Source organism: Streptomyces sp. LaPpAH-108, from assembly GCF_000373625.1.
Taxonomy (GTDB): domain Bacteria; phylum Actinomycetota; class Actinomycetes; order Streptomycetales; family Streptomycetaceae; genus Streptomyces.
The window spans coordinates 668134-689829 of sequence record NZ_KB891994.1 but is presented as its reverse complement, the minus strand read 5'-3'; the positions used below and the strand labels follow the sequence as shown (position 1 = coordinate 689829).

Here is a 21696-nt window from a genome sequence, read left to right as displayed (position 1 = left end):
CGCTTTCTCAACTTCCGCTGCATAAGCTCTCGTTGTTCATCGTGCCACGCGAACAGGCCGCCCGCGCGGGGGATATGAGCCGGAGCGTGACCGACGCCACGTCCCGTGGCCTTACGATGGCGCAGTGCTGGTCAAGTGGATGCGCTGCACCGTCGTGGACCGCCGGGGGTTCGAACGGGGACAGCGGAAATGGGCGGGGCTTCTGGGGGAGCCGGGATTTCGGGGACAGGGCGGAGGCTGGAGTCGGCAGCGGCCGGGCGTGGCGCACATCTTCGCCTTCTGGGAGAGCCGGGCCTTCTACGACTCCTTCATGGCACGCTCGCACGACCGCCTCGCCGCCTCGCAGTCCGGCACGTTCAAGGACAGCCAGGTCAAGCTGTTCGAGTACCGCTTCGACGTGAAGACCGGCTTCGAACCCCGCTTCACCGACGCGGACCTGATCCGGGTCGCCCTGTGCCGCGTGCACGAGGAGCGCGTCGAGCACTTCACCCTCATGCAGGAGAAGGTCTGGAACCCCGCCATGGCGGGCTCGCCCGGCATGATCAGGGGCATGTTCGCCGAGGCCCCCGCGCACGAGTTCCTGGTGCTGTCCATGTGGCGCTCGGCCGCCGAACACGGCAAGTACCGCACCGAACGCGTCGAGCGCCTGGCCCTGCGCGCCCAGACCGAGGCGGACATCGCGGCCCTCTCCGGCGACATCGTGGAACTGGAGCCGTCCTGGACGGTCTGAGACGCCCGGAGCGTGTGACCTACGCCGTATGAAGCCGATACGCGTGCGCGACCGTCCCCGGGGCGATCTAGGGTGCTGGCATGGCACGACCACGGCGCATCATTCTTGTCCGGCACGGCGAGTCAACGGGCAACGTCGATGACTCCGTGTACGAGCGCGAGCCCGACCACGCCCTCGCCCTGACCGAGCGCGGCCGACGCCAGGCCGAGCACACCGGCGAACGGCTCCGCGAGGTCGTCGGCAACGAACGCGTGAGCGTGTACGTCTCGCCGTACCGCCGCACCCACGAGACCCTGGACTCCTTCCACCTCGATCCCGCGCGCATACGCGTGCGCGAGGAGCCCCGGCTGCGCGAGCAGGACTGGGGCAACTGGCAGGAGCGCGGCGACGTACGCCTCCAGAAGGCGTACCGCGACGCGTACGGCCACTTCTTCTTCCGCTTCCCGCAGGGGGAGTCCGGCGCCGACGTGTACGACCGGGTCGGCGGCTTCCTGGAGAGCCTGTTCCGCAGCTTCGAGGAGCCCGACCACCCGCCGAACGTCCTCCTGGTGACCCACGGCCTGGCCATGCGGCTGTTCTGCATGCGCTGGTTCCACTGGACCGTGTCCGAATTCGAGTCGCTGTCGAATCCCGGGAACGCCGAGATGCGGATGCTCGTTCTCGGGGAGAACGGCAAGTACGCGCTCGACCGCCCCTTCGAGCGCTGGCGCGAGCCGGTGCCGTACTGGATAGGCAGTTGAGGGCGGACACCGCTCCCCGGGCCGGAGCGCCGACTCCCGGGCACTGAATATCGGATGATCGAACACTGGGTCGACGATTAGGCTGGCCGAAGATGACCTCCGAAGCCCCCTCTTCCGGGCGCCTCGACCGCGCCCTGGCCAGTCTGCGCGGACTCGCGGTGGGCGACGCACTCGGCTCACAGTTCTTCGTCCCGGTGAACCATCCCCTGCTCAAGCGGCGCGAGCTGCCCGACGGACTCTGGCAGTGGACCGACGACACGGAGATGGCCTGCTCGGTCGTGTCCGTCCTCGCCGCCCACGACCGTGTCCACCAGGACGCCCTGGCCCACTCCTTCGCCCACCACCACGACTTCGACCGCGGCTACGGCCCCGCCGTGAACCGGCTGCTGCGCCTCGTCCGCGAGGGTGCCGACTGGCGCGAACTGGCCGCCCGCCTCTTCCAGGGCCAGGGCTCCTGGGGCAACGGCGCCGCGATGCGGATCGCCCCGCTCGGCGCCTGGTACGCCGACGACCCCGAGCAGGCCACCCACCAGGCGGAGATCTCCGCCTACCCCACCCACCAGCACCGGGAGGCCGTGGCGGGCGCCATGGCGGTGGCGGCCGCAGCCGCGCTGGCCGCCTCCCCGGACGGCCCGCCGACCCCGGACGCGCTCCTGGACGATGTCATCGCCCTGGTGCCCAGAAGCGCCGTGGAGGCGGGCCTCAGGCGCGCGAGGGACATGCTCGACTACGAGGACGCGGCCACCGTCGCCGCCGTCCTCGGCTGCGGCCGTCGTACCAGCGCCCACGACACCGTCCCGTTCGCCCTGTGGTCCGCCGCCCGCGCCCTCACCGACTTCGAGCGGGCCTTCACCGCCCAGGTGGGCGGCGACGTGGACACGACCTGCGCGATCGTGGGCGGCGTCCTGGCCGCGGGGACGGCGGGCGCACCGCCCGAGACGTGGTCGGAGCGGACCGAGAGGCTGCCCGCGTGGGTGCCCGACGGCCGCTGACGAAGACGGCCGACGCCCGGTCCTGGAAGGCTCTTCGGACGCCGTACGGCCGGACTTCGGCCGCCCGGGACCTCGCGGGGGAGGGGCGGGGTGTCGCGCCCCGCTCCGGGCGGCGTACGCTAAGGGCGCCATGCCGTACGAACCACCCACTCATACCGTCGAGCGCTCCCTGCGCGCCACGACCGGAGCGAAGGTCATCGCCGGCGTCGACGAGGTGGGACGCGGCGCCTGGGCCGGGCCCGTCACGGTCTGCGCGGCGGTCACCGGACTCCGGCGTCCGCCCGAGGGACTCACCGACTCCAAGCTGCTCACGGTCAAGCGGCGTACGGAACTGGCCGGGATACTCCAGACCTGGGTCACGGCCTACGCCCTGGGAGACGCCTCCCCCGAGGAGATCGACGACCTGGGCATGACCGCCGCGCTCCGCCTGGCCGCCGTACGGGCCCTGGAAGCGCTCCCGGTACGTCCCGACGCCGTGATCCTCGACGGCAAGCACGACTATCTCGGCGCTCCCTGGCGGGTGCGCACGGTGATCAAGGGCGACCGGTCGTGCGTGGCCGTCGCGGCGGCCTCGGTGATCGCCAAGGTCCGGCGCGACAAAATGATGGCCGAACTCGGTGCCGGCCATGCAGACTTCGGATTCGCGGACAACGCCGGGTACCCCTCACCCGTGCACAAGGCCGCACTGGAGGAGCGGGGCCCCACCCCGTACCACCGCCTGTCGTGGGCGTATCTTGATGCGCTGCCCCAGTGGCGGCATCTCAAGAAAGCCCGCGGCTGGGCCGACGGAGGCGCTCCGAAGATCGAAGGCCAGCTCGGCTTCGACTTCTGACCGTTCCGCTCGCACTGATGTGCCACCCGGACGTCGGTGTCGTTTCAATGTTTGATAAAAATCAGCTCATGCCTCTCATTCCCGAGGAGCCTCAGATTCACGAGAGTGCCCAGGGTTCCAGCGCCACGGCGGCCAGCAGCCGCGTCGCGCCGACCCCTCGCCCCGTACCCGGCCCCCGCCCCGCGGCTTCGGCCCGCCCCGGTCGTCCCGGCCCCCCGCGGCCGACGCCGCCGGTGCAGCGCACGCCGCGTGACGTGGCTCCGGCCAAGCCGAGCCCGTCGGGCCCGGCCGCTTCCGCCGCCCCCGCGGCGACCCCGCAGATCCAGCTGATCCCGGCCTCGGCCGAGGGTGCGCTCGACGCCGCCGAGGAGGCGCTGGACCTGCTGCTCGACTCGGGCCGTTCCCCGGGTGAGGTGCTGGTGATCACCACCGGCACCCAGCACCCGTGGACCGAGCACGAACTGTCCTTCGGTGAGGCGTCCTACTGGGCGCAGCACGACGCGGGCGACGACGTGTTCTACACGGACGCGACCTTCGCCGCCCGTGCCGCCGCCCGTCCCGTGGTCCTCGTGGCCGTCAACGGGGGCAGCACCGAGGCCGCCACCACCGCCCTGTCCGCGGCCCACTCCCGGGCCGGGGCCCTGCTGATCGTCTGCGGCGACCCGCAGCAGATCAACTCGGTCCTGGGCGCCGGGGCCTGACCCCGGGCGGCACGCGTCATCGGTCGCTCCGGTGGCGTCCGTGCCGCTGAGCGGTCCTGCCGTCGCTTGGACCGCCGTCCGGTGGCCGACCCCGTCATGGGCCGGCCACCGGACGGCGATCCGCGTTCATGGTGCGTGACCGTTCATGGTGCGCGATGCTGTTCCGGCGGCGGCGCTGTGCCGCCGCCGTTTCGCGGGTGCGGGTACCGTGAACCCGGGGTCAGCGGGCCGCGGCCCGCCGCAGCACCTCGGAGACCGGGCCACCGGTGCGCGGCGCCAGGGGCGGGACCTCCGACAGGGCGAACGCCTCCGGCGCCGAATGGGCGTGTGGACTGCGGCCCCCTCGTCCTTCACCGAGCACCTGCCAGCCCTCCTGGGTCAGCGTGATGTAGGCGCCACAGCGCAGCCCGTGCAGTGTGCACGCGTCGCGCAGCCCCCACATCCAGGCGCCGTCCTCCTCGGTCCAGCGCGCTTCGCCCTCGCGGCAGTAGAGCAGCACGGCGGTGCGCACCGGAGTGCGGCGGCGCAGGTCGTGCGGGATGATCCGGCGCAACTGGTCGAGCAGCGCGTTGCGGAACATCCAGCCGTCGGCCGGGGCGGGGCGACGGGTGAACGAGGCGCTGGCACACAGCCGTTCGTCCGGATCGAGCACGGCCACGACAGCCGTGGACGGTCTGGGGCGATGGCGGACGTGCAGGCCGCCCACGACCTCGCGCGGGTTGCGCAGCAGCGGGATTCCTGCGGCGGCCCACTCGGCGGGTTCGAGCAGACGGCTGGCGGAAGCGGCGGTCACGGACGTCGACAACGAGGCCGCCGAGGACGAGGCGAATCCGAAGGTCACGTTCCTCCCTTCGGCTACGCGCCCACACTGCGGGCGAGGTCGGATTCGGGGGAGCGCGCACCGCAGTAAAGCCCAGCCGGAACACGGGCGAGCCGTGCGGGGAGCGGACTTCAATTCTTCCTGTCGAACTTGGATGCGGCAACGAGCAATTGGGGCCGCCGACGGTTATCTGGTGGTCCGTTACTTATATCCCTACCCCCGGCGACCACCGCCGATGCCTCGGGTGACCGTTTCACACCCTTTCCGCGCCCCGGCGCCGACGCCCGCGCGCGAGGGGGTGCGTCACACCGGCCGGATTCGCCGATTGTCCGTGCCATCGGGTTGCATGGGGGCATGGACGATCTCACGCTGCGCGCCGAAGCCGATGCGGTCCTCGCCGAGCTGGTCGGCGCCCCCGAGGGCACGGCACGGCTGCGGGAGGACCAGTGGCAGGCCGTGGCCGCGCTGGTGGAGGAGCACCGCCGGGCACTGGTCGTGCAGCGCACCGGCTGGGGCAAGTCGGCGGTGTACTTCGTGGCCACCGCGCTGCTGCGCCGCCGTGGCGCCGGTCCCACCGTGATCGTCTCGCCACTGCTGGCGCTCATGCGCAACCAGGTCGAGGCGGCGGAGCGGGCGGGCATCCGTGCCCGCACCATCAACTCGGCCAACCCGGAGGAGTGGGACACCATCCGTGCGGAGGTCGAACGCGGCGGGACCGATGTCCTCCTGGTGAGCCCCGAGCGCCTCAACTCCGTGGACTTCCGGGAGAACATGCTGCCCAAGCTCGCCGCCACGGCCGGTCTGCTGGTGGTGGACGAGGCGCACTGCATCTCCGACTGGGGCCACGACTTCCGGCCCGACTACCGACGGCTGCGCACCATGCTGGCCGAGCTTCCGGCGGACGTGCCCGTCCTCGCCACCACGGCGACCGCCAACGCGCGCGTGACGGCCGATGTGGCCGAGCAGTTGGGCACCGGCGGCGCGGACGCCCTGGTGCTGCGGGGGCCGCTGGACCGCGAGAGCCTGCGGCTCGGCGTCCTGAAACTGCCGGACGCGGCGCACCGGCTGGCCTGGCTGGGGGAGCGGCTGGGCGATCTGCCGGGCTCCGGGATCATCTACACGCTGACGGTGGCGGCGGCCGAGGAGGTCGCGGCCTATCTGCGCCAGCGCGGCTATCCGGTGGCCTCCTACACCGGTAAGACCGAGAACGCGGACCGCCTCCAGGCGGAGGAGGACCTGCTGGCGAACCGGGTGAAGGCCCTGGTGGCGACCTCGGCGCTCGGCATGGGCTTCGACAAGCCGGACTTGGGCTTCGTGGTCCACCTGGGCTCGCCCTCGTCCCCGATCTCCTACTACCAGCAGGTGGGCCGCGCGGGCCGAGGCGTGGAGCACGCGGACGTGCTCCTGCTGCCCGGCCGCGAGGACGAGGCGATCTGGGCCTACTTCGCCTCGGTGGGCTTCCCGCCCGAGGAACAGGTACTGCGCACCCTGTCGGTGCTGGAGCAGGCCGGACGCCCCCTGTCACTGCCCGCGCTGGAGCCACTGGTGGAGCTGCGGCGCTCTCGGCTGGAGACCATGCTGAAGGTCCTGGACGTGGACGGAGCGGTCAAGCGCGTCAAGGGCGGCTGGACCGCCACCGGACAACCGTGGACCTACGACGCCGAGCGGTACGCGCGCGTGGCCCGTCAGCGCGAGGCCGAACAGCAGGCCATGCGGGACTACGTGGCGACCACGGACTGCCGCATGGAGTTCCTGCAACGCCAGCTCGATGACGAGAAGGCCACCCCCTGCGGTCGCTGTGACACCTGCGCCGGATCCTGGCTCGATCCCGCCGTCGCCCCGGACGCCCTGGCAGCCGCACGGGGTGAACTGGAGCGCCCCGGCGTGGAGGTCGAGCCGCGCCGCATGTGGCCCACCGGTATGCCCGCGATCGGCGTCGACCTCAAGGGCCGCATCCCCGCCGGTCAGCAGGCGGCCACCGGACGCGCGCTCGGCAGGCTCTCGGACATCGGCTGGGGCAATCGACTGCGCCCCCTGCTCTCGCCCCAGTCGCCCGACGGCCCGGTCCCGGACGACGTGCTCTCCGCCGTGGTGACGGTGCTCGCCGACTGGGCCCGCTCACCGTCGGGCTGGGCGAGCGGCACGGCGGACGCGACACCCCGCCCGGTGGGCGTGGTCGCGATGCCCTCCCGCACCCATCCCCGCCTGGTCACCTCCCTCGCCGAAGGCGTCGCCCGCATCGGCCGACTCCCCCTCCTCGGCACCCTCACCCTCACCGACGACCACCCCACCCCCCGCAGCAACTCCGCCCAGCGCCTGCGCACCCTCGCCACGTCCCTGACCGTCCCGCCCGACCTCGCCGCCGCCCTGGCGGCCACCCCGGGCCCGGTCCTCCTCGTGGACGACTACACGGACTCGGGCTGGACCCTGGCGGTGGGGGCGCGGCTGCTGCGACAGGCGGGGGCGGAGGGGGTTCTGCCGTTGGTGCTGGGGGTCGGCGGGTAGCGGGCAGCGGCGGCGGCCCGGGTGCGGCCGGGGTCGGCCGGCGGCCACTGCTTGGCGTGTCCCTGATCCGACTTATCCACAGGCCCAGCGGGATTTCGCGAATTGCGAGATCGTCAGCGCATGACGAATCACAGCGAAACGGCTGGACCGTTCGAAAACGGTGAGGACAGGGACTTTTCGGGAGTCGGGGCGGGAGGAGGTGGCGGCCCGGCGGGGGTGCCGCTCGGCGGGCGGGTCGTGCATGACGCTCAGGTGACGTTGCGGACCCCGGCCGAGCTGGCCGACGCGCTGCCCTATCTGCTCGGGTACCGGCCCGAGGACAGCATGGTCCTGGTCGCGCTGTACGACAGCGACGGGCCGGGCAGGTTCGGCGGGCGGGCCCGGCTGGGCATTCCCGCGAACGAGGACGACTGGGGTGCGGCGGCCCGGCAGCTGGCCAAGGGACTGGTGCTGAGCAGCGAGCGGCGCGGGGCGCGTGCGGAGCGGATGGTCGCGTACGTCTGCCAGGAGCCACAGGACGGTGAGTCCGGGCAGGACGTCATGCGTCGGCTCCGCCCGCTGGCCCAGCTGCTGCGCACCGAGTGCGGGAGCCTGGACGTCCCGGTCGTGGAGGCGCTGTGCGTCTCGGGCGGGCGCTTCTGGTCCTACGTGTGCCCGGTCGACGCGTGCTGTCCGGCCGAGGGCACCGTGATGGGGCTGCCCGGGACGTCGGTGCTGGCGGCGGCGGCCACCTACGCCGGGCTCCAGGTGCGCGGCACACTGCGGGAACTGCGCGCCAGGATGCTGCCCTGGGAGACCTCCGCCGCCCTGGAGCAGGAGATCGCCCTGGACGCGGCGGGCCTGTCCCTGGTGCCCCGCATCCTGGACGAGGCGAGCCGTGCGGAGGTCGCGGAGGAGACCCTGGACCTCGCCGAGCGGATCATCCGCCGCTTCACGGAGGCGCCACCCGTGTCCGGAACGCACCCGGCAGACGTGCGCGACGACACCCTGCTCGCGCACGACGAGGCCGCCGCGCTGATCCTCGGCCTCCAGGACCGTACGACCCGCGACCGGGCCGCCGCCTGGATGGAGGGCGACGAGGCGGCCCCCGCCCTGCGGCTCTGGCGTGCCGTGGCCCGCCGCTGCGTCGGTCCCTACCGCGAACACGCCGCCGCCCCGCTGACACTGGCCGGCTGGGTCGCCTGGTCCACCGGTGACGAACTGGAGGCGCGGGAGGCGCTGGCGATGGCTCTCGGCGCGGACCCCGACTACCTCTTCGCCCGCCTGCTGCACCAGGCCTGCAACGAAGGGATCGACCCGGAGGCGGTCCGGCGCTGTCTCCGAGTGGAACGGGCGAACCGGCTGCGGGGGACAGCCCTGGAGGGAGCCGACGTGAAGTCGGGCGCGGATGTGTCCCCTGCGCCAGGTGCTCAGGATTCCGCCCCCGCTTCTGGGCCGGACGATCAGGCTCGCCGCGACGACCGAACCGAGAGCGCCCCCGCCACACCGCCCACGACCGCCACCAACTCGCGCCGCCGACGCCGAGGTCGCCCCTCGGGACACACCAGCCCCGACAGTACCGGCCCCACCCGCGCGGACACCGGCCGCCGACGACCCCCGAACCACCGTCCGGACGCCTCCACCACCCCCACCCGGCGAGGAAACACGAGGCGGGACGCCACCCGGACGTGCGCGACCGACGGAGAGAACACATGAGCGCGGGTCGCGGAGCATCCCCTGAGCCAACCGAGTCCACTGCCACCGCCCTCGTGACGACGGCCGCCCACGTTCGCGACAGCGACCGCAGAAGGGAGTGTTTATCGTCAAGGAGACGACTATGATCGCCTTATGCCCTACGACCCGTCAGCGTTTCCGCCATTCGCCGTCACTGTGGATCTGGTCGTGCTGACCGTTCGCCGTCATGCCCTGTGCGCGCTGGCGGTACGGAGAGGTGAGCAGCCCTTCCAGGGGCGTTGGGCACTCCCCGGCGGATTCGTACGGGCCGACGAGGACCTGTCCCAGGCGGCGGCGCGGGAACTGGCCGAGGAGACCGGGCTCCGGGCCCACGACCCCGCCGTCCCGGCCCAGGACAACGGCGCGCATCTGGAACAGCTCGCCACCTACGGCGACCCGAAGCGCGACCCGCGGATGCGGGTGGTCAGCGTGGCGCACCTCGCCCTCGCTCCGGACCTCCCCGCGCCCCGCGCGGGCGGCGACGCGAGCAACGCCCGCTGGGCGCCGGTCGAGGAACTGCTCCAGCAGGGCGGGTACGGCCGGGACGGCGAGCCCGTCGCTCCGCTCGCCTTCGACCACGGTCAGATCCTCGCGGACGGGGTGGAGCGGGCCCGCTCGAAGATCGAGTACTCGTCGCTGGCCACGGCGTTCTGCCCGCCCGAGTTCACGGTCGGAGAGCTGCGCCGTGTCTACGAGGCGGTCTGGGGGGTGGCTCTCGATCCACGCAACTTCCACCGCAAGGTCACCGGCACGCCAGGCTTCCTCGTGCCGACCGGCGGGACGACCACCCGCCAGGGCGGCAGGCCGGCCCAGCTCTTCCGGGCCGGTGGCGCCACCCTGCTCAACCCGCCGATGCTTCGCCCCGAGGTCTGAGCCGAGTGCCCGCGCGGTGCCCGTACGGCGGCCGGTGTCCGGGCGGGACTACGCGGAGACTCGCACGGTCATGTCCCCAAGGGGGTGACCCCCGAACGGCGCACACGAGTTGCGCGCCGCCGCACGTCACAGTAGAGCGAATCGGGTCATAGCCGAAAAAACGGACTTCGCGCGCTATCTTGCTTCGGGTGATCCAGGCCGTCGGACTGACCAGCAATCCCCGCAAGGCACAAGCGCCCACCGTGGACGACGTCTCCTTCGAGGCGCGCGCCGGGCATCTCACCGTCCTGCTCGGAGCGGCGGGCGCGGGCAAGACGACCGTGCTCGGGCTGATGCTCGAACTCCAGCAGGGGCGTGGCATCACCTACTTCAGGGGGCGCCCCCTGCACCGGATCGCCCACCCCTCGCGCGAGGTGGGGGTCGTGCTCGGCGATGTGCCCGGGCACCCCGCCCGCACCGTCCGCGGTCACTTGCGGATGCTCTGCGCGGCGACCGGGGTTCCCGCCCGCCGTGCCGACGAAGTCCTCGAAGCGGTCGGGATCGTCAGCCTGCGCGAGGAACGGCTCGGCACCCTCTCGCGCGGCATGGACCGCCGACTGGGGCTCGCCTGCGCCCTGCTGCCCGACCCGCACACCCTCGTCCTGGACGAGCCCACCGCCGACCTCGCGCCCGCCGAGGCCCGCTGGACGCACACCGCCCTGCGTGCCTACGCCGACCAGGGCGGCACGGTGCTCCTCACCACCGCCGACCCCAAGGAAGCCGCGCGGACGGCCGATCGCGTCGTCACGCTCGACGGTGGCAGGGTCGTCGCGGATCAGGAGGGAAGGGAGTTCGCCCGCACCCGACTCCGCCCCCGTGTCGCCGTGCGCACCCCGCAGGCGGCGCGCCTCGCGACCCTGCTCACCAAGGAGGCGCGTATCGAGCGCCGTTCCGTCGAGGTCGTGGAGGAGGGCGGCAACCGCATCTCCGTGTACGGCAGTACGACCGCCGACATCGGTGAGACCGCCTACCGGCACGGCATCATGGTCCACCAACTCGCGGACGAGGTCGGCGACATGGGTCCGGGTGGCGAACTCGCGGACACCGCTCAGGACGAGGGTCGTCCGGCCGCCGAGACTCTGGAAACCGAGAGCGCCGCTTCCAGCGATGCGTCCCCGGCGGCCGAAGTCGCCCTGGTCGACAGTGCTTCGTCCCCCCTCCCGCCTCCCATCGCCGTGCGCTCCACCCCCAGCCCGCTCCGCCCCCTGCGGTACGAACTGCGGCGTGCCGCCGGAATCCGTACCGGGTTTCTCACCAGCGGGGTCGCGCTGCTGGTGTCGGCGCTCGTCGCCGTACTGCTGGCCCGGATCGGGCACACCCCGCAGGAACGGCTGTTCGCCGCCTGGCCGAGGGAGTTCCCGCTCCCGCCTGTGGCGCTGGCGGCCGGGTTGCTCGGCGCGCTGTCCTTCGGGGACGAGTTCCGCTATCCCGCGCTGGCGGTGGACCGAGCCACCGTGCCGCGTCGGCTGGGGCTGCTCGCCGCGAAACTCCTCGTCTCCGGGGCCACCGCCGCGATCCTCGCCTTTCTCGCCCTGGGCTGCGACGCCGAGGCGCTCTATCTCCTCTACGGCCGGGAATTGACCCAGGTTCCGGAGGACTGGCTGTCGATGGGCGTGAGTTGGTTCGCGCTCGTGATCGGGTGTGCGTGGGCCGGGGTGCTGGCGGCCGGTGTCTTCCGCTCGACCACGGCGGGGCTCGCGGCCGTACTCGCGGTGCCGGTGGCCGTCGTACCGCTGGTGCGCCAGGTGTTCGAGGGGTCGTCCGTACGAACCGCCGCCGGAATCACGGTCCGGATGCACGACGTGCTGCTGCTCCAGTGGCCCTTCGGCGGCGAGCGCTATGTGCTGGCGGTGATCCGGATCGTCGGCCAACCCGTGGGCGGCGCAATGGTGTTGTCGCTCGCCGCGCTGCTGTGCGCGTACCTGTTTACGACGCCGCGCGTCAGGGTCAGGTGAGGCCCGACGTACGGTTCCCGCTCCACTGTGCGCACAACTCCCCGCAGAAAGCCCGTTTCTTTACGATAAGGCGTCAATTGCGACGGAGTGAGCGATCACCCTTTCGTGTGCTTTTCACCAAAGCCCTCAAGGCAGTTGGAGGCAACGCCGACAAAGGATGCGTGAGTACCCTTGCGCACACCATGATGACCGCCGCCCGCTCCGCCGACTCCGGTCTGGCCGGCCCGGGCGAACTCGACCGTTACCCCTACGCCGAGGCTCCGGTGGCCGATCGCCCCACCGCGCCCGCCTGGGAAGGGGCCGATTCAGAGCTGGGCCGCGTCAGTCGGCGTGCCGCGGGCAGCCGCGGGCGCGGATTGCACGGCCAGCTCGTCCAGCAGCTGGGTCAGATGATCGTCTCGGGCGACCTCGGGGCGGACCGTCCGCTGGTGCCCGAGGAGATCGGCCAGCGTTTCGAGGTCTCCCGCACCGTCGTCCGCGAATCTCTCCGGGTCCTGGAGGCCAAGGGCCTCGTCAGCGCCCGGCCGAACGTCGGCACGCGGGTGCGCCCCGTGAGCGACTGGAATCTGCTCGATCCCGACATCATCGAGTGGCGGGCCTTCGGTCCGCAGCGCGACGACCAGCGCCGCGAGCTGAACGAGCTGCGCTGGACGATCGAGCCGCTCGCCGCCCGCCTCGCCGCCGGGCACGGCCGTGAGGAGGTGCAGCAGCGACTCTCCGACCTGGTCGAGATCATGAGCCACGCCCTCTCCGGCGGGGACGCGCTGACCTTCTCCCGGGCCGACACCGAGTTCCACGCCCTGCTCATCCAGGTCGCGGGCAACCGGATGCTGGAGCACCTTTCCGGGATCGTCTCCTCCGCGCTCCACGTCTCCGGCGGCCCCGTCACCGGCTGCGACCGGCCCTCCGAGGCGTCGCTCACCCAGCACGGCCGGATCGTGGACGCGCTCGGCGCGGGCGACGGCGGCGCGGCCGAGGCGGCCATGCGCCAGCTGCTCACCGTCCACCCCGAGGTGGAGCGCGTGGTCCCGGCGCCGCGCGAGCACTGACCCGCATCGCGGACGAACGCGGGCGACGGCGAGTGAGACGGCCGTCGGCGTGTGGTGCCCCGCGCCGGGCCGGTGCACCACGGACGAGGGCGGTTCCGGCGGAGGTGGTGATGGCGGTGCCGGGCTCGGGGCCCCGCCGTCGCGACCCCGGCCTGTGCCCGTGACGCCGGTCGCCGTGATGCCCGTCCTCGTGGTGTCGGCCCTTGTGGCTCCGGTCCTCGTGGCGCCGGACCGGACGGTGCCCGAGCGGACTCCGTGGCGCCGTGCGGCGAGCCGCCGAGGACGGAGGCTCAGTCCCGGCCGAAAGCGGGCTCGTCTCGTTAGGATGAAAAGAGCCCGTTCTGCTCGTGTCCGACAAGTTTTGACCGCTTACGGGGTGTGACTCGGGCCACGCAGATTGGGCGTAACGCTCGTGGAAACAGCGCGATGACCTAATAGGTGAAAGCCGCGGAGGGAATACGGACGCCGTACCAGGCGCTGTGTAGCTTCCCGGCCCCGCCCGCGCCGTCGGCCCATCCCCAGGCCGGTGGTCGGCTCCTGTCCGCGTCGGACGGAGTCGGAAGCCGTTTTCCAACGTTCCGAGAGGTTGTTCGTGTCGGCCAGCACATCCCGTACGCTCCCGCCGGAGATCGCCGAGTCCGTCTCTGTCATGGCGCTCATCGAGCGGGGAAAGGCTGAGGGGCAGATTGCCGGCGACGATGTGCGTCGGGCCTTCGAAGCCGACCAGATTCCGGCCACTCAGTGGAAGAACGTTCTGCGCAGCCTCAATCAGATCCTTGAGGAAGAGGGTGTGACGCTGATGGTCAGTGCCGCAGAGCCCAAGCGCACCCGCAAGAGCGTCGCAGCGAAGAGCCCCGCCAAGCGCACCACCACCAAGACGGTCGCGGCGAAGACGGTGACCACCCGCAAGGCCACGGCTTCCACGACCGCCCCGGCCGCCTCCGCGGCGGGTGACGACGAGGACGCCACGCCCGCCAAGAAGGCCGCGGCCAAGAAGACCACCGCCAAGAAGACGGCCGCGAAGAAGACCACGGCCAAGAAGGCCGCGGCGAAGAAGACGGCGGCCAAGAAGGACGACGCCGAGCTTCTCGAGGACGAGGTCGTCGAGGAGACCAAGTCCACCGACGAGCCCGAGGGCACCGAGGCCGCCGGTTTCGTGCTGTCCGACGAGGACGAGGACGACGCGCCCGCGCAGCAGGTCGCCGCGGCCGGTGCCACCGCCGACCCGGTCAAGGACTACCTGAAGCAGATCGGCAAGGTCCCCCTGCTCAATGCCGAGCAGGAAGTGGAGCTGGCCAAGCGTATCGAGGCGGGTCTGTTCGCCGAGGACAAGCTCGCCAACTCCGACAAGCTCGCCCCGAAGCTGAAGCGCGAGCTGGAGATCATCGCCGAGGACGGCCGCCGCGCCAAGAACCACCTGCTGGAGGCCAACCTCCGTCTGGTGGTCTCCCTGGCCAAGCGTTACACCGGCCGCGGCATGCTCTTCCTGGACCTCATCCAGGAGGGCAACCTCGGTCTGATCCGTGCGGTCGAGAAGTTCGACTACACCAAGGGCTACAAGTTCTCCACGTACGCCACCTGGTGGATCCGTCAGGCGATCACCCGCGCCATGGCCGACCAGGCCCGCACCATCCGTATCCCGGTGCACATGGTCGAGGTCATCAACAAGCTCGCCCGTGTGCAGCGCCAGATGCTCCAGGACCTGGGCCGCGAGCCCACCCCGGAGGAGCTGGCCAAGGAACTCGACATGACCCCCGAGAAGGTCATCGAGGTCCAGAAGTACGGCCGCGAGCCCATCTCGCTGCACACCCCGCTGGGCGAGGACGGCGACAGCGAGTTCGGTGACCTTATCGAGGACTCCGAGGCCGTCGTCCCCGCCGACGCCGTCAGCTTCACCCTCCTCCAGGAGCAGCTGCACTCGGTCCTGGACACCCTCTCCGAGCGCGAGGCCGGTGTTGTCTCGATGCGCTTCGGTCTCACCGACGGTCAGCCGAAGACCCTCGACGAGATCGGCAAGGTCTACGGCGTGACGCGTGAGCGCATCCGTCAGATCGAGTCGAAGACCATGTCGAAGCTGCGCCACCCGTCGCGTTCGCAGGTCCTGCGCGACTACCTGGACTAGTCCCGGTCGTACGACGACGAAGGCCCGGTTCCCTGTGTGGGAGCCGGGCCTTCGTGCTGCGGGCGGGCACGGAGTGGATCACCCTGGGTGTCTCATTGCCACCCTGAGTGAGGAGTGCCCCGATGCGTCGTGCCGTTTCCCGGACGCTGATCCGGCCGCTGGTCCTGGCGGCCACCCTGACCGCGATACCCCTGACCGGCGCGGCTCCCTCGGCCGCCGACAGCGTGGTGGTCGGCGGGTTCCCGATCGATGTCTCGACAGCGCCGTGGACGGTGGCGCTGTCCAGCCGTGACCGGTTCGGAGGTACGCGGGCGGGGCAGTTCTGCGGCGGGGTGGCCGTCGCGCCGACCACGGTGCTCACCGCGGCGCACTGCATGTCCGAGGACGCCCTGGGCGGACCGCCCGAGAGCGTCGGCGACCTCAAGGTCATCGCGAACCGCACCGACCTGCTGTCGGAGGACGGCGAGGAGATCGCCGTGAGCAAGGCCGAGGTCAACCCGGACTACGACGCCGCCTCCAATTCCGGCGACTACGCCGTCCTCACGCTCGCCCGGCCGCTGCCGGAGAGCGCCGTCGTGCGCATGGCGGAAGCCGGTGACCCGGCCTACGCGGCCGGTACGGAGGCGCTGGTGTCGGGATGGGGCGACACCAGCGGGGCGGGCGCCTACGCGAGGCAGCTGCACGCGGCACGGCTGCACGTCCTGGCGGACGACGTCTGCGAGCGGGCCTATCCGGGCGGTGCGGAGGGGGCCTATCGCGCCGACACCATGCTGTGCGCGGGGGAGGACGCCGGTGGGCCCGACGCCTGCCAGGGGGACAGCGGCGGTCCGCTGGTCGCCGATGGTCGGCTGATCGGGCTGGTGTCCTGGGGGAACGGCTGTGGGCGCTCGGGAAGCCCTGGCGTCTACACCCGGGTCTCCGAGGTCGCGAAGGTGCTGGGAACGGCTCAGGAAGCCGTCAGTCGCCGTACAGGCGCCTTCGACGGCGGCTGAGGGGGCCGGTTGAGGGGGGTTCTTCCCACCACGAGCGACGGGCGGCCGTTCCCCCGAAGGGAACGGCCGCCCGTTCACCGGCCTGGTGCCGGGGCTGGCTCGTCGGGTGGGTGCGAGATTCAGCGCTCTTCGTTGGAGGCGGCGGTGCCCGGAAGGGACGTCAGCCGCTCCGTCTCGTCCTGTATCTCAGCGGCGATCTTCTTGAGTTCCGGCTCGAACTTGCGACCGTGATGGGCGCAGAAGAGCAGTTCGCCGCCGCTGAGCAGGACGACGCGCAGGTATGCCTGGGCGCCGCAGCGGTCGCAGCGATCGGCGGCCGTCAGGGGGCTCGCGGGGGTCAGAACAGTAGTCACGTCGCCTCTTCTCTAGCTCGACGAGCTGTCGTACCAGGGTCAACATCCAACCAGCCCGAAATCGTTCCCGCTCGGGGGTTTCCGTCGGAAAAATCTTTCCGGGTGGCTGTCTGCTGCCGGTTGGCGGCGAATGTGCCGTAGTGCGTTTCTTGTGTGCTTACGGGTTCGCGCTCATGGGGTCTTGGTCCTCCCGGCCGGGTTGCCGGTTGTTCATGAGGACGTGCCCGGAGCCTAAATGGTTCATGCCTCGAAGGGAACGTGATGTGGACTTCACTCCATCGAGGGATCGAACGCCCGTACGACCGTGGACTAGGGTGAGTTCCCCGACGAGGGTGGCGTTACACCGGCTCTACCAGGCATCGGTACCCTCTGAGCGGCGACCGAAGCCTGCCCCTTACCCATGAGGGGCACATCTGAAATTCAGCGAGGAGCGAACCGCGTGACCGCCGATACGTCCGTGCCGTCCACAGCGCTGCTGGCAGGAGCAGACCGCGACGGTTCCAACTACACCGCGCGGCACCTGCTCGTCCTCGAGGGTCTCGAGGCCGTGCGCAAGCGCCCGGGCATGTACATCGGCTCGACCGACAGCCGCGGTCTGATGCACTGTCTCTGGGAGATCATCGACAACTCCGTGGACGAGGCCCTCGGCGGCTACTGCGACCACATCGAGGTGATCCTCCACGACGACGGCTCCGTCGAGGTGCGGGACAACGGCCGCGGCATCCCCGTGGACGTGGAGCCGAAGACCGGCCTGTCCGGCGTCGAGGTCGTCATGACCAAGCTGCACGCGGGCGGCAAGTTCGGCGGCGGCTCCTACGCGGCCTCCGGCGGCCTGCACGGTGTGGGCGCCTCCGTGGTGAACGCGCTCTCCGCGCGCCTGGACGTCGAGGTCGACCGCGACGGCCACACCCACGCCATCGGCTTCCGGCGCGGTGTGCCGGGTGCCTTCACCGGCGAGGGCGCCGACGCCAAGTTCGAGGCCAGGAGCGGTCTCGTCAAGACCAAGAAGATCGCCAAGGCCCGGACCGGCACGCGCGTGCGGTACTGGGCGGACCGGCAGATCTTCCTCAAGGACGCCAAGCTCTCCCTGGAGAACCTGCACCAGCGGGCCCGCCAGACCGCGTTCCTGGTGCCCGGCCTGACCATCGTCGTGCGCGACGAGATGGGCCTCGGCGAGGGTGGCAGCAAGGGCGAGGAATCCTTCCGCTTCGACGGCGGCATCAGCGAGTTCTGCGAGTACCTGGCCACCGACAAGCCGGTGTGCGACGTACTCCGCTTCTCGGGCCAGGGCACGTTCAAGGAGACCGTCCCGGTCCTGGACGAGCACGGCCAGATGACCCCGACCGAGGTCACCCGCGAGCTGGGCGTCGACGTCGCCCTGCGCTGGGGCACGGGCTACGAGACGACCCTGAAGTCGTTCGTCAACATCATCGCCACCCCCAAGGGCGGCACCCATGTCGCGGGCTTCGAGCAGGCGATCACCAAGACGCTGAACGAGACCCTGCGCGCCAAGAAGATGCTGCGCGTGGCCGAGGACGACGTCGTCAAGGACGACGCCCTGGAGGGCATGACGGCGGTCGTCACGGTGCGCCTGGCCGAGCCCCAGTTCGAGGGCCAGACCAAGGAGGTCCTCGGCACCTCGGCCGCCCGCCGCATCGTGCACAACGTGGTCTCCAAGGAACTCAAGGCGTTCCTGACCTCCAGCAAGCGCGACGCCGCCGCCCAGGCCCGCGTGGTCATGGAGAAGGTCGTCGCCGCCGCCCGCACCCGGGTGGCCGCGCGCCAGCACAAGGATGCCCAGCGCCGCAAGACCGCCCTGGAGTCCTCGTCCCTGCCCGCCAAGCTGGCCGACTGCCGCAGCGACGACGTGGACCGCAGCGAGCTGTTCATCGTCGAGGGAGACTCCGCGCTCGGCACGGCCAAGCTGGCGCGCAACTCCGAGTTCCAGGCCCTGCTGCCCATCCGGGGCAAGATCCTCAATGTGCAGCGCTCGTCCGTGACCGACATGCTCAAGAACGCCGAGTGCGGCGCGATCATCCAGGTCATAGGGGCCGGCTCGGGCCGGACGTTCGACATCGACGCGGCCCGCTACGGCAAGATCATCATGATGACCGACGCCGATGTGGACGGCTCCCACATCCGCTGTCTGCTGCTGACGCTGTTCCAGCGCTACATGCGGCCGATGGTGGAGGCGGGCCGGGTCTTCGCCGCCGTGCCCCCGCTGCACCGCATCGAGCTGATCCAGCCGAAGAAGGGGCAGGACAAGTACGTCTACACGTACTCGGACCGCGAGCTGCGCGACAAGCTCATGGAGTTCCAGCGCAAGGGCATCCGGTACAAGGATTCCATCCAGCGCTACAAGGGCCTGGGCGAGATGGACGCCGACCAGCTGGCCGAGACCACGATGGACCCGCGCCACCGCACCCTGCGCCGCATCAACCTCGCCGACCTCGATGCCGCCGAGGAGGTCTTCGACCTGCTGATGGGCAACGACGTGGCCCCGCGCAAGGAGTTCATCTCCAGCTCGGCGGCGACGCTGGACCGGTCGCGGATCGACGCGTAGGCGCTGCGCTCGGCTTCGGCCGGGGCTTCGGTCGGGCGGGGTGAAAGTGCCGGGCGGCCCGAGGTGCCGGGCGGCCGTGGCGAGCTGGGAAGGGGCGGGGAGGGCCTGGGCAGACCCTCCCCGCCCCTTCGGGGTTTCCCCCCAGGGCGTCTCCACCCGTGGGTGGAGGACAGGGGTGCCCGGTTTCCACCCATGATCCACCCCCGCTCCGATCTCCCGGCTCCCGGATTTCCGTACCTTCGAAGGCATCGGCAGCGCTCGCCGCCGAATCCCCTTCTCGCTCACGGAGGCAGCCATGTCCGGGCTGGTCGACGCGCTGGTGATCGTGGTCATCGCCGCCATTGTGATCACGCGGCAGTTCCGAGCCCGCGCGGTCGACACCGACCGGCGCTGGTGGCTGCTGCCCGCGATCCTCGCCTTCATGGCGCTGCGCGGCCCGGGCATACTCGACGACCACCACCGCGTCGGCTCGGCCGCCCTGCTCGCCGTGGAGATCGTCATCGGCCTGGCCATCGGCGCCGGGTGGGCGTGGACCTCCCAGCTCTGGAGGGCGGAGGACGGCGTCGTCTGGACGAAGAGCACCAAGGCGAGCGGGCTGGTGTGGGTCGTGGGCATAGCCCTGCGGGGCGGTCTCTTCGCGCTCGGCCGCGGCTTCGGTGTCCACCAGGACAGTTCCGCGCTCATGCTCGGTCTCGCCGCGACCCTGCTGGTCCGCACCGGGGTCGTGATCTGGCGGGCCCGGTCGCTGGACTCGGCGACCGTCTCGCCCGGCAGCGCGCCCGGCAGCCCGGGCTCCACCACCGGCCCGTCCCCGACGTACGGTGACGGGACGCGGCCGGCCTGGAAGGAGCGCGTGTGAAAGAGAACATCTGGACCCGCTGGCCGTCCCGCGAGGCGCTGGGCCGCAGCGGTACCTCCCAGGCCAAGCGGCTGTACTCCCGAGGTGTCAGGCTGCTGTTGCTCGCCCTTCTCCTGTGGGGAGCTTTCAGCCGGAGACACCTGACCATCGCGGGCGCGGCTGTCGCCGTCGTCGTGGTCCTGCTCACGGCCGTCGCCGCGTGGGGCTTCTTCCGGACCACCTACGCACACCGGCTCGTCTCCTCGCTGGCGCTCATGTCCGTGCTGCTGGGCATCGCGGTCCTCGGGCAGGCCACCGGATTCGGCGGGCCCGCCCTGGTGATCTGGTGCGCCTGCGGGATCACGGCACTCCAGCGACTGCCGCTCGGAGCCGCCGTACCGGTGGCGGCGGTGGCGCTCGCCTCGTACTCCGCGTTCAACAACGACGTGTGGCTGACCACCGCCGCCACCGTGACGGGGATGGCCCTCGCCGGGTACGTCCTGCGGCTGGACGCGGAGTCCCGGGGCAACACACAGCGGCTGCTCGCCCAGGAGCGGGCCGCGCGGGAGGCCGAGGCGGAGTCGGCGGCGCTGGGCGAGCGGGCCAGGATCGCCCGGGAGATCCACGACGTGCTGGCCCACAGCCTCTCCGCGCAGCTGGTCCACCTGGAGGCGGCCCGGCTGCTCATCGAACGCGGCGCCGACCGGGAGCAGATCCTGGAGCGGGTGGTGGCGGCACGGGGGATGGCACGGGACGGGCTCGACGAGACCCGGCAGGCGCTGTCGGCGCTGCGCGGTGAACTGAGCCCGCTGGAGGAGTTCCTGACCGGCCTCGTCAGCGGGACCGACGGCGCCGAGGTCACCGTCACGGGTGAGCGCAGACCGCTGTCGGCCGAGTGCTCCCAGGCCGTGCGCCGGGTGGCCCAGGAGGCGATGACGAACGTCCGTAAGCACGCCCGGGGCGCCACCGTGCGGGTCCGGCTGGACTACGGCGAGCGCGAGGTGACGCTGGACGTCCGCGACGCCGGGGGCCGTCCGGGAGAACTCGCCCGGTCCGGCGGCGGATACGGTCTGCTCGGTATGCGGGAGCGCGCCGAACTGCTGGGCGGCTCGCTGGACGCGGGACCGGACGAGAAGGGGTTCGCGGTGACATTGAAGGTGCCCGTATGACAGGGACGGACGGCGGACGGAAGGCCGCGCGCGTGGTGGTCGCCGACGACCAGACCGTCGTGCGGGAGGGCATCGTGATGCTGCTCGGGCTGCTGCCCGGTCTGGAGGTCGTCGGCTCGGCGCGGGACGGCGAGGACGCGGTGCGGCTCGTCGGTGAACTCGACCCGGACGTGGTGCTGATGGACCTGCGGATGCCCCGTTGCGACGGGGTGGAGGCGACCCGGATCATCCGTGGCCGGTATCCGAGGACGCAGGTCGTGGTGCTGACCACCTTCGCGGACGACGACTCGCTGTTCGCGGCGCTGCGCGCGGGAGCGCGGGGCTATCTCACCAAGGACGCGGGCGGGGACGAGATCGTGCGGGCGGTGGAGAGCGTCCTGTCGGGAGACGCGGGGCTCGCGCCGAGTGTCCAACGCCGTCTACTGGAGCGGCTGTCGGAGACCGAGGTCGCCGCCGCGCCTCAGCCGCCCGAGGCACCCGACGGGCTCACCGCGCGGGAGATCGAGGTGCTGGTGCTGATCGCGGACGGGCTCACCAACCAGGAGATCGCGCACACGTTGCACGTCTCCACGGCGACGGTGAAGACGCACATCAACAACCTGTTCGCGAAGACGGGGCTCAAGGACCGTGCGCAGGCGGTGCGTTACGCCTACGCGAAACGACTGGTGCGACCGAGAGCAGAGTGACTTACCTCACCTGATGGGGTGAAG

The 21696-nt window shown here is 71.4% G+C and carries 18 protein-coding genes; 16 read left to right on the top strand and 2 right to left on the bottom strand.

Features of this window, described 5'->3' with window-relative positions:
* Positions 1-124 precede the first annotated feature (124 nt).
* From B079_RS0118680 to B079_RS0118660, 5 genes are all read left to right on the top strand, one after another.
* A complete protein-coding gene (locus B079_RS0118680; protein ID WP_026248840.1) occupies positions 125-730 on the top strand; it encodes a YdbC family protein in 606 nt (201 codons plus the stop codon).
* A gap of 80 nt (positions 731-810) precedes the next feature.
* Positions 811-1470 (top strand): histidine phosphatase family protein, encoded by a 660-nt coding sequence (locus B079_RS0118675; RefSeq protein ID WP_026248839.1) that lies wholly within the window; start codon positions 811-813, stop codon positions 1468-1470.
* A gap of 92 nt (positions 1471-1562) precedes the next feature.
* Positions 1563-2462, top strand: coding sequence for an ADP-ribosylglycohydrolase family protein (locus tag B079_RS0118670; protein WP_018547368.1), 900 nt, complete (start codon positions 1563-1565; stop codon positions 2460-2462).
* A 130-nt stretch (positions 2463-2592) separates the two neighbouring features.
* Entirely contained in the window at positions 2593-3294 is a 702-nt protein-coding gene (locus B079_RS0118665) for a ribonuclease HII (RefSeq protein WP_018547367.1), read from the top strand.
* Positions 3295-3362: 68 nt separating this feature from the next.
* Positions 3363-3995, top strand: coding sequence for a hypothetical protein (locus tag B079_RS0118660; protein ID WP_078495993.1), 633 nt, complete (start codon positions 3363-3365; stop codon positions 3993-3995).
* Between the two features lie 220 nt (positions 3996-4215).
* On the opposite strand, the gene B079_RS0118655 is transcribed toward B079_RS0118660, so the two are convergent.
* On the bottom strand, positions 4216-4836 hold the full coding sequence (locus tag B079_RS0118655; RefSeq protein WP_018547365.1) for a hypothetical protein: 621 nt from the start codon (positions 4834-4836) through the stop codon (positions 4216-4218).
* A 333-nt stretch (positions 4837-5169) separates the two neighbouring features.
* On the opposite strand from B079_RS0118655, the gene B079_RS0118650 reads away from it, so the two are divergent.
* The 7 genes from B079_RS0118650 (at position 5170) to B079_RS0118620 (ending at position 16063) form a co-directional block, all read left to right on the top strand.
* A complete protein-coding gene (locus B079_RS0118650; protein ID WP_018547364.1) occupies positions 5170-7320 on the top strand; it encodes a RecQ family ATP-dependent DNA helicase in 2151 nt (716 codons plus the stop codon).
* A 120-nt stretch (positions 7321-7440) separates the two neighbouring features.
* Positions 7441-9015 carry a DUF4192 domain-containing protein gene (locus tag B079_RS0118645; protein ID WP_078495992.1) on the top strand — a complete coding sequence of 525 codons (1575 nt, stop codon included), beginning with the start codon at positions 7441-7443 and terminating at the stop codon, positions 9013-9015.
* 132 nt (positions 9016-9147) lie between these two features.
* Positions 9148-9906, top strand: a complete 759-nt coding sequence (locus B079_RS0118640; protein WP_018547362.1) for an NUDIX hydrolase — start codon at positions 9148-9150, stop codon at positions 9904-9906.
* Between the two features lie 188 nt (positions 9907-10094).
* Entirely contained in the window at positions 10095-11900 is a 1806-nt protein-coding gene (locus B079_RS0118635; RefSeq protein ID WP_018547361.1) for an ATP-binding cassette domain-containing protein, read from the top strand.
* A gap of 161 nt (positions 11901-12061) precedes the next feature.
* Positions 12062-12949: a FadR/GntR family transcriptional regulator gene (locus B079_RS0118630; protein WP_026248838.1), complete on the top strand. Its 888-nt coding sequence runs from the start codon at positions 12062-12064 to the stop codon at positions 12947-12949.
* Positions 12950-13541: 592 nt separating this feature from the next.
* Entirely contained in the window at positions 13542-15071 is a 1530-nt protein-coding gene (locus B079_RS0118625) for an RNA polymerase sigma factor (protein WP_026248837.1), read from the top strand.
* A gap of 122 nt (positions 15072-15193) precedes the next feature.
* Positions 15194-16063, top strand: coding sequence for a serine protease (locus B079_RS0118620; protein ID WP_018547358.1), 870 nt, complete (start codon positions 15194-15196; stop codon positions 16061-16063).
* A gap of 119 nt (positions 16064-16182) precedes the next feature.
* Here the strand turns inward: B079_RS0118620 and B079_RS0118615 are convergent, their stop codons facing one another.
* Positions 16183-16416, bottom strand: coding sequence for a DUF7455 domain-containing protein (locus B079_RS0118615; RefSeq protein ID WP_018547357.1), 234 nt, complete (start codon positions 16414-16416; stop codon positions 16183-16185).
* A gap of 439 nt (positions 16417-16855) precedes the next feature.
* Between B079_RS0118615 and B079_RS0118610 the strand changes: the two genes are divergently transcribed.
* The 4 genes from B079_RS0118610 to B079_RS0118595 all read left to right on the top strand — a co-directional run bounded on the left by B079_RS0118610 (position 16856) and on the right by B079_RS0118595 (position 21672).
* On the top strand, positions 16856-18979 hold the full coding sequence (locus B079_RS0118610; protein WP_018547356.1) for a DNA gyrase/topoisomerase IV subunit B: 2124 nt from the start codon (positions 16856-16858) through the stop codon (positions 18977-18979).
* A 295-nt stretch (positions 18980-19274) separates the two neighbouring features.
* Positions 19275-19838, top strand: coding sequence for a DUF1453 family protein (locus B079_RS0118605; RefSeq protein WP_018547355.1), 564 nt, complete (start codon positions 19275-19277; stop codon positions 19836-19838).
* Positions 19835-20986, top strand: coding sequence for a sensor histidine kinase (locus tag B079_RS0118600; protein WP_018547354.1), 1152 nt, complete (start codon positions 19835-19837; stop codon positions 20984-20986). Before B079_RS0118605 ends, B079_RS0118600 begins: the two co-directional genes overlap by 4 nt.
* The gene (locus B079_RS0118595) at positions 20983-21672 is read left to right on the top strand and encodes a response regulator transcription factor (protein ID WP_018547353.1); all 690 of its coding nucleotides are present in this window, start codon (positions 20983-20985) and stop codon (positions 21670-21672) included. The genes B079_RS0118600 and B079_RS0118595 overlap by 4 nt, the downstream gene beginning before the upstream one ends.
* Positions 21673-21696: the final 24 nt, after the last annotated feature.

Bases quoted from the DNA above. Each gene is read 5' to 3' on its own strand.
- B079_RS0118605 (WP_018547355.1), top strand. From the start codon at position 19,275: ATGTCCGGGCTGGTCGACGCGCTGGTGATCGTGGTCATCGCCGCCATT.
- B079_RS0118645 (WP_078495992.1), top strand. From the start codon at position 7,441: ATGACGAATCACAGCGAAACGGCTGGACCGTTCGAAAACGGTGAGGAC.
- B079_RS0118650 (WP_018547364.1), top strand. From the start codon at position 5,170: ATGGACGATCTCACGCTGCGCGCCGAAGCCGATGCGGTCCTCGCCGAG.
- B079_RS0118665 (WP_018547367.1), top strand. From the start codon at position 2,593: ATGCCGTACGAACCACCCACTCATACCGTCGAGCGCTCCCTGCGCGCC.
- B079_RS0118640 (WP_018547362.1), top strand. From the start codon at position 9,148: ATGCCCTACGACCCGTCAGCGTTTCCGCCATTCGCCGTCACTGTGGAT.
- B079_RS0118670 (WP_018547368.1), top strand. From the start codon at position 1,563: ATGACCTCCGAAGCCCCCTCTTCCGGGCGCCTCGACCGCGCCCTGGCC.
- B079_RS0118595 (WP_018547353.1), top strand. From the start codon at position 20,983: ATGACAGGGACGGACGGCGGACGGAAGGCCGCGCGCGTGGTGGTCGCC.
- B079_RS0118620 (WP_018547358.1), top strand. From the start codon at position 15,194: ATGCGTCGTGCCGTTTCCCGGACGCTGATCCGGCCGCTGGTCCTGGCG.
- B079_RS0118660 (WP_078495993.1), top strand. From the start codon at position 3,363: ATGCCTCTCATTCCCGAGGAGCCTCAGATTCACGAGAGTGCCCAGGGT.
- B079_RS0118675 (WP_026248839.1), top strand. From the start codon at position 811: ATGGCACGACCACGGCGCATCATTCTTGTCCGGCACGGCGAGTCAACG.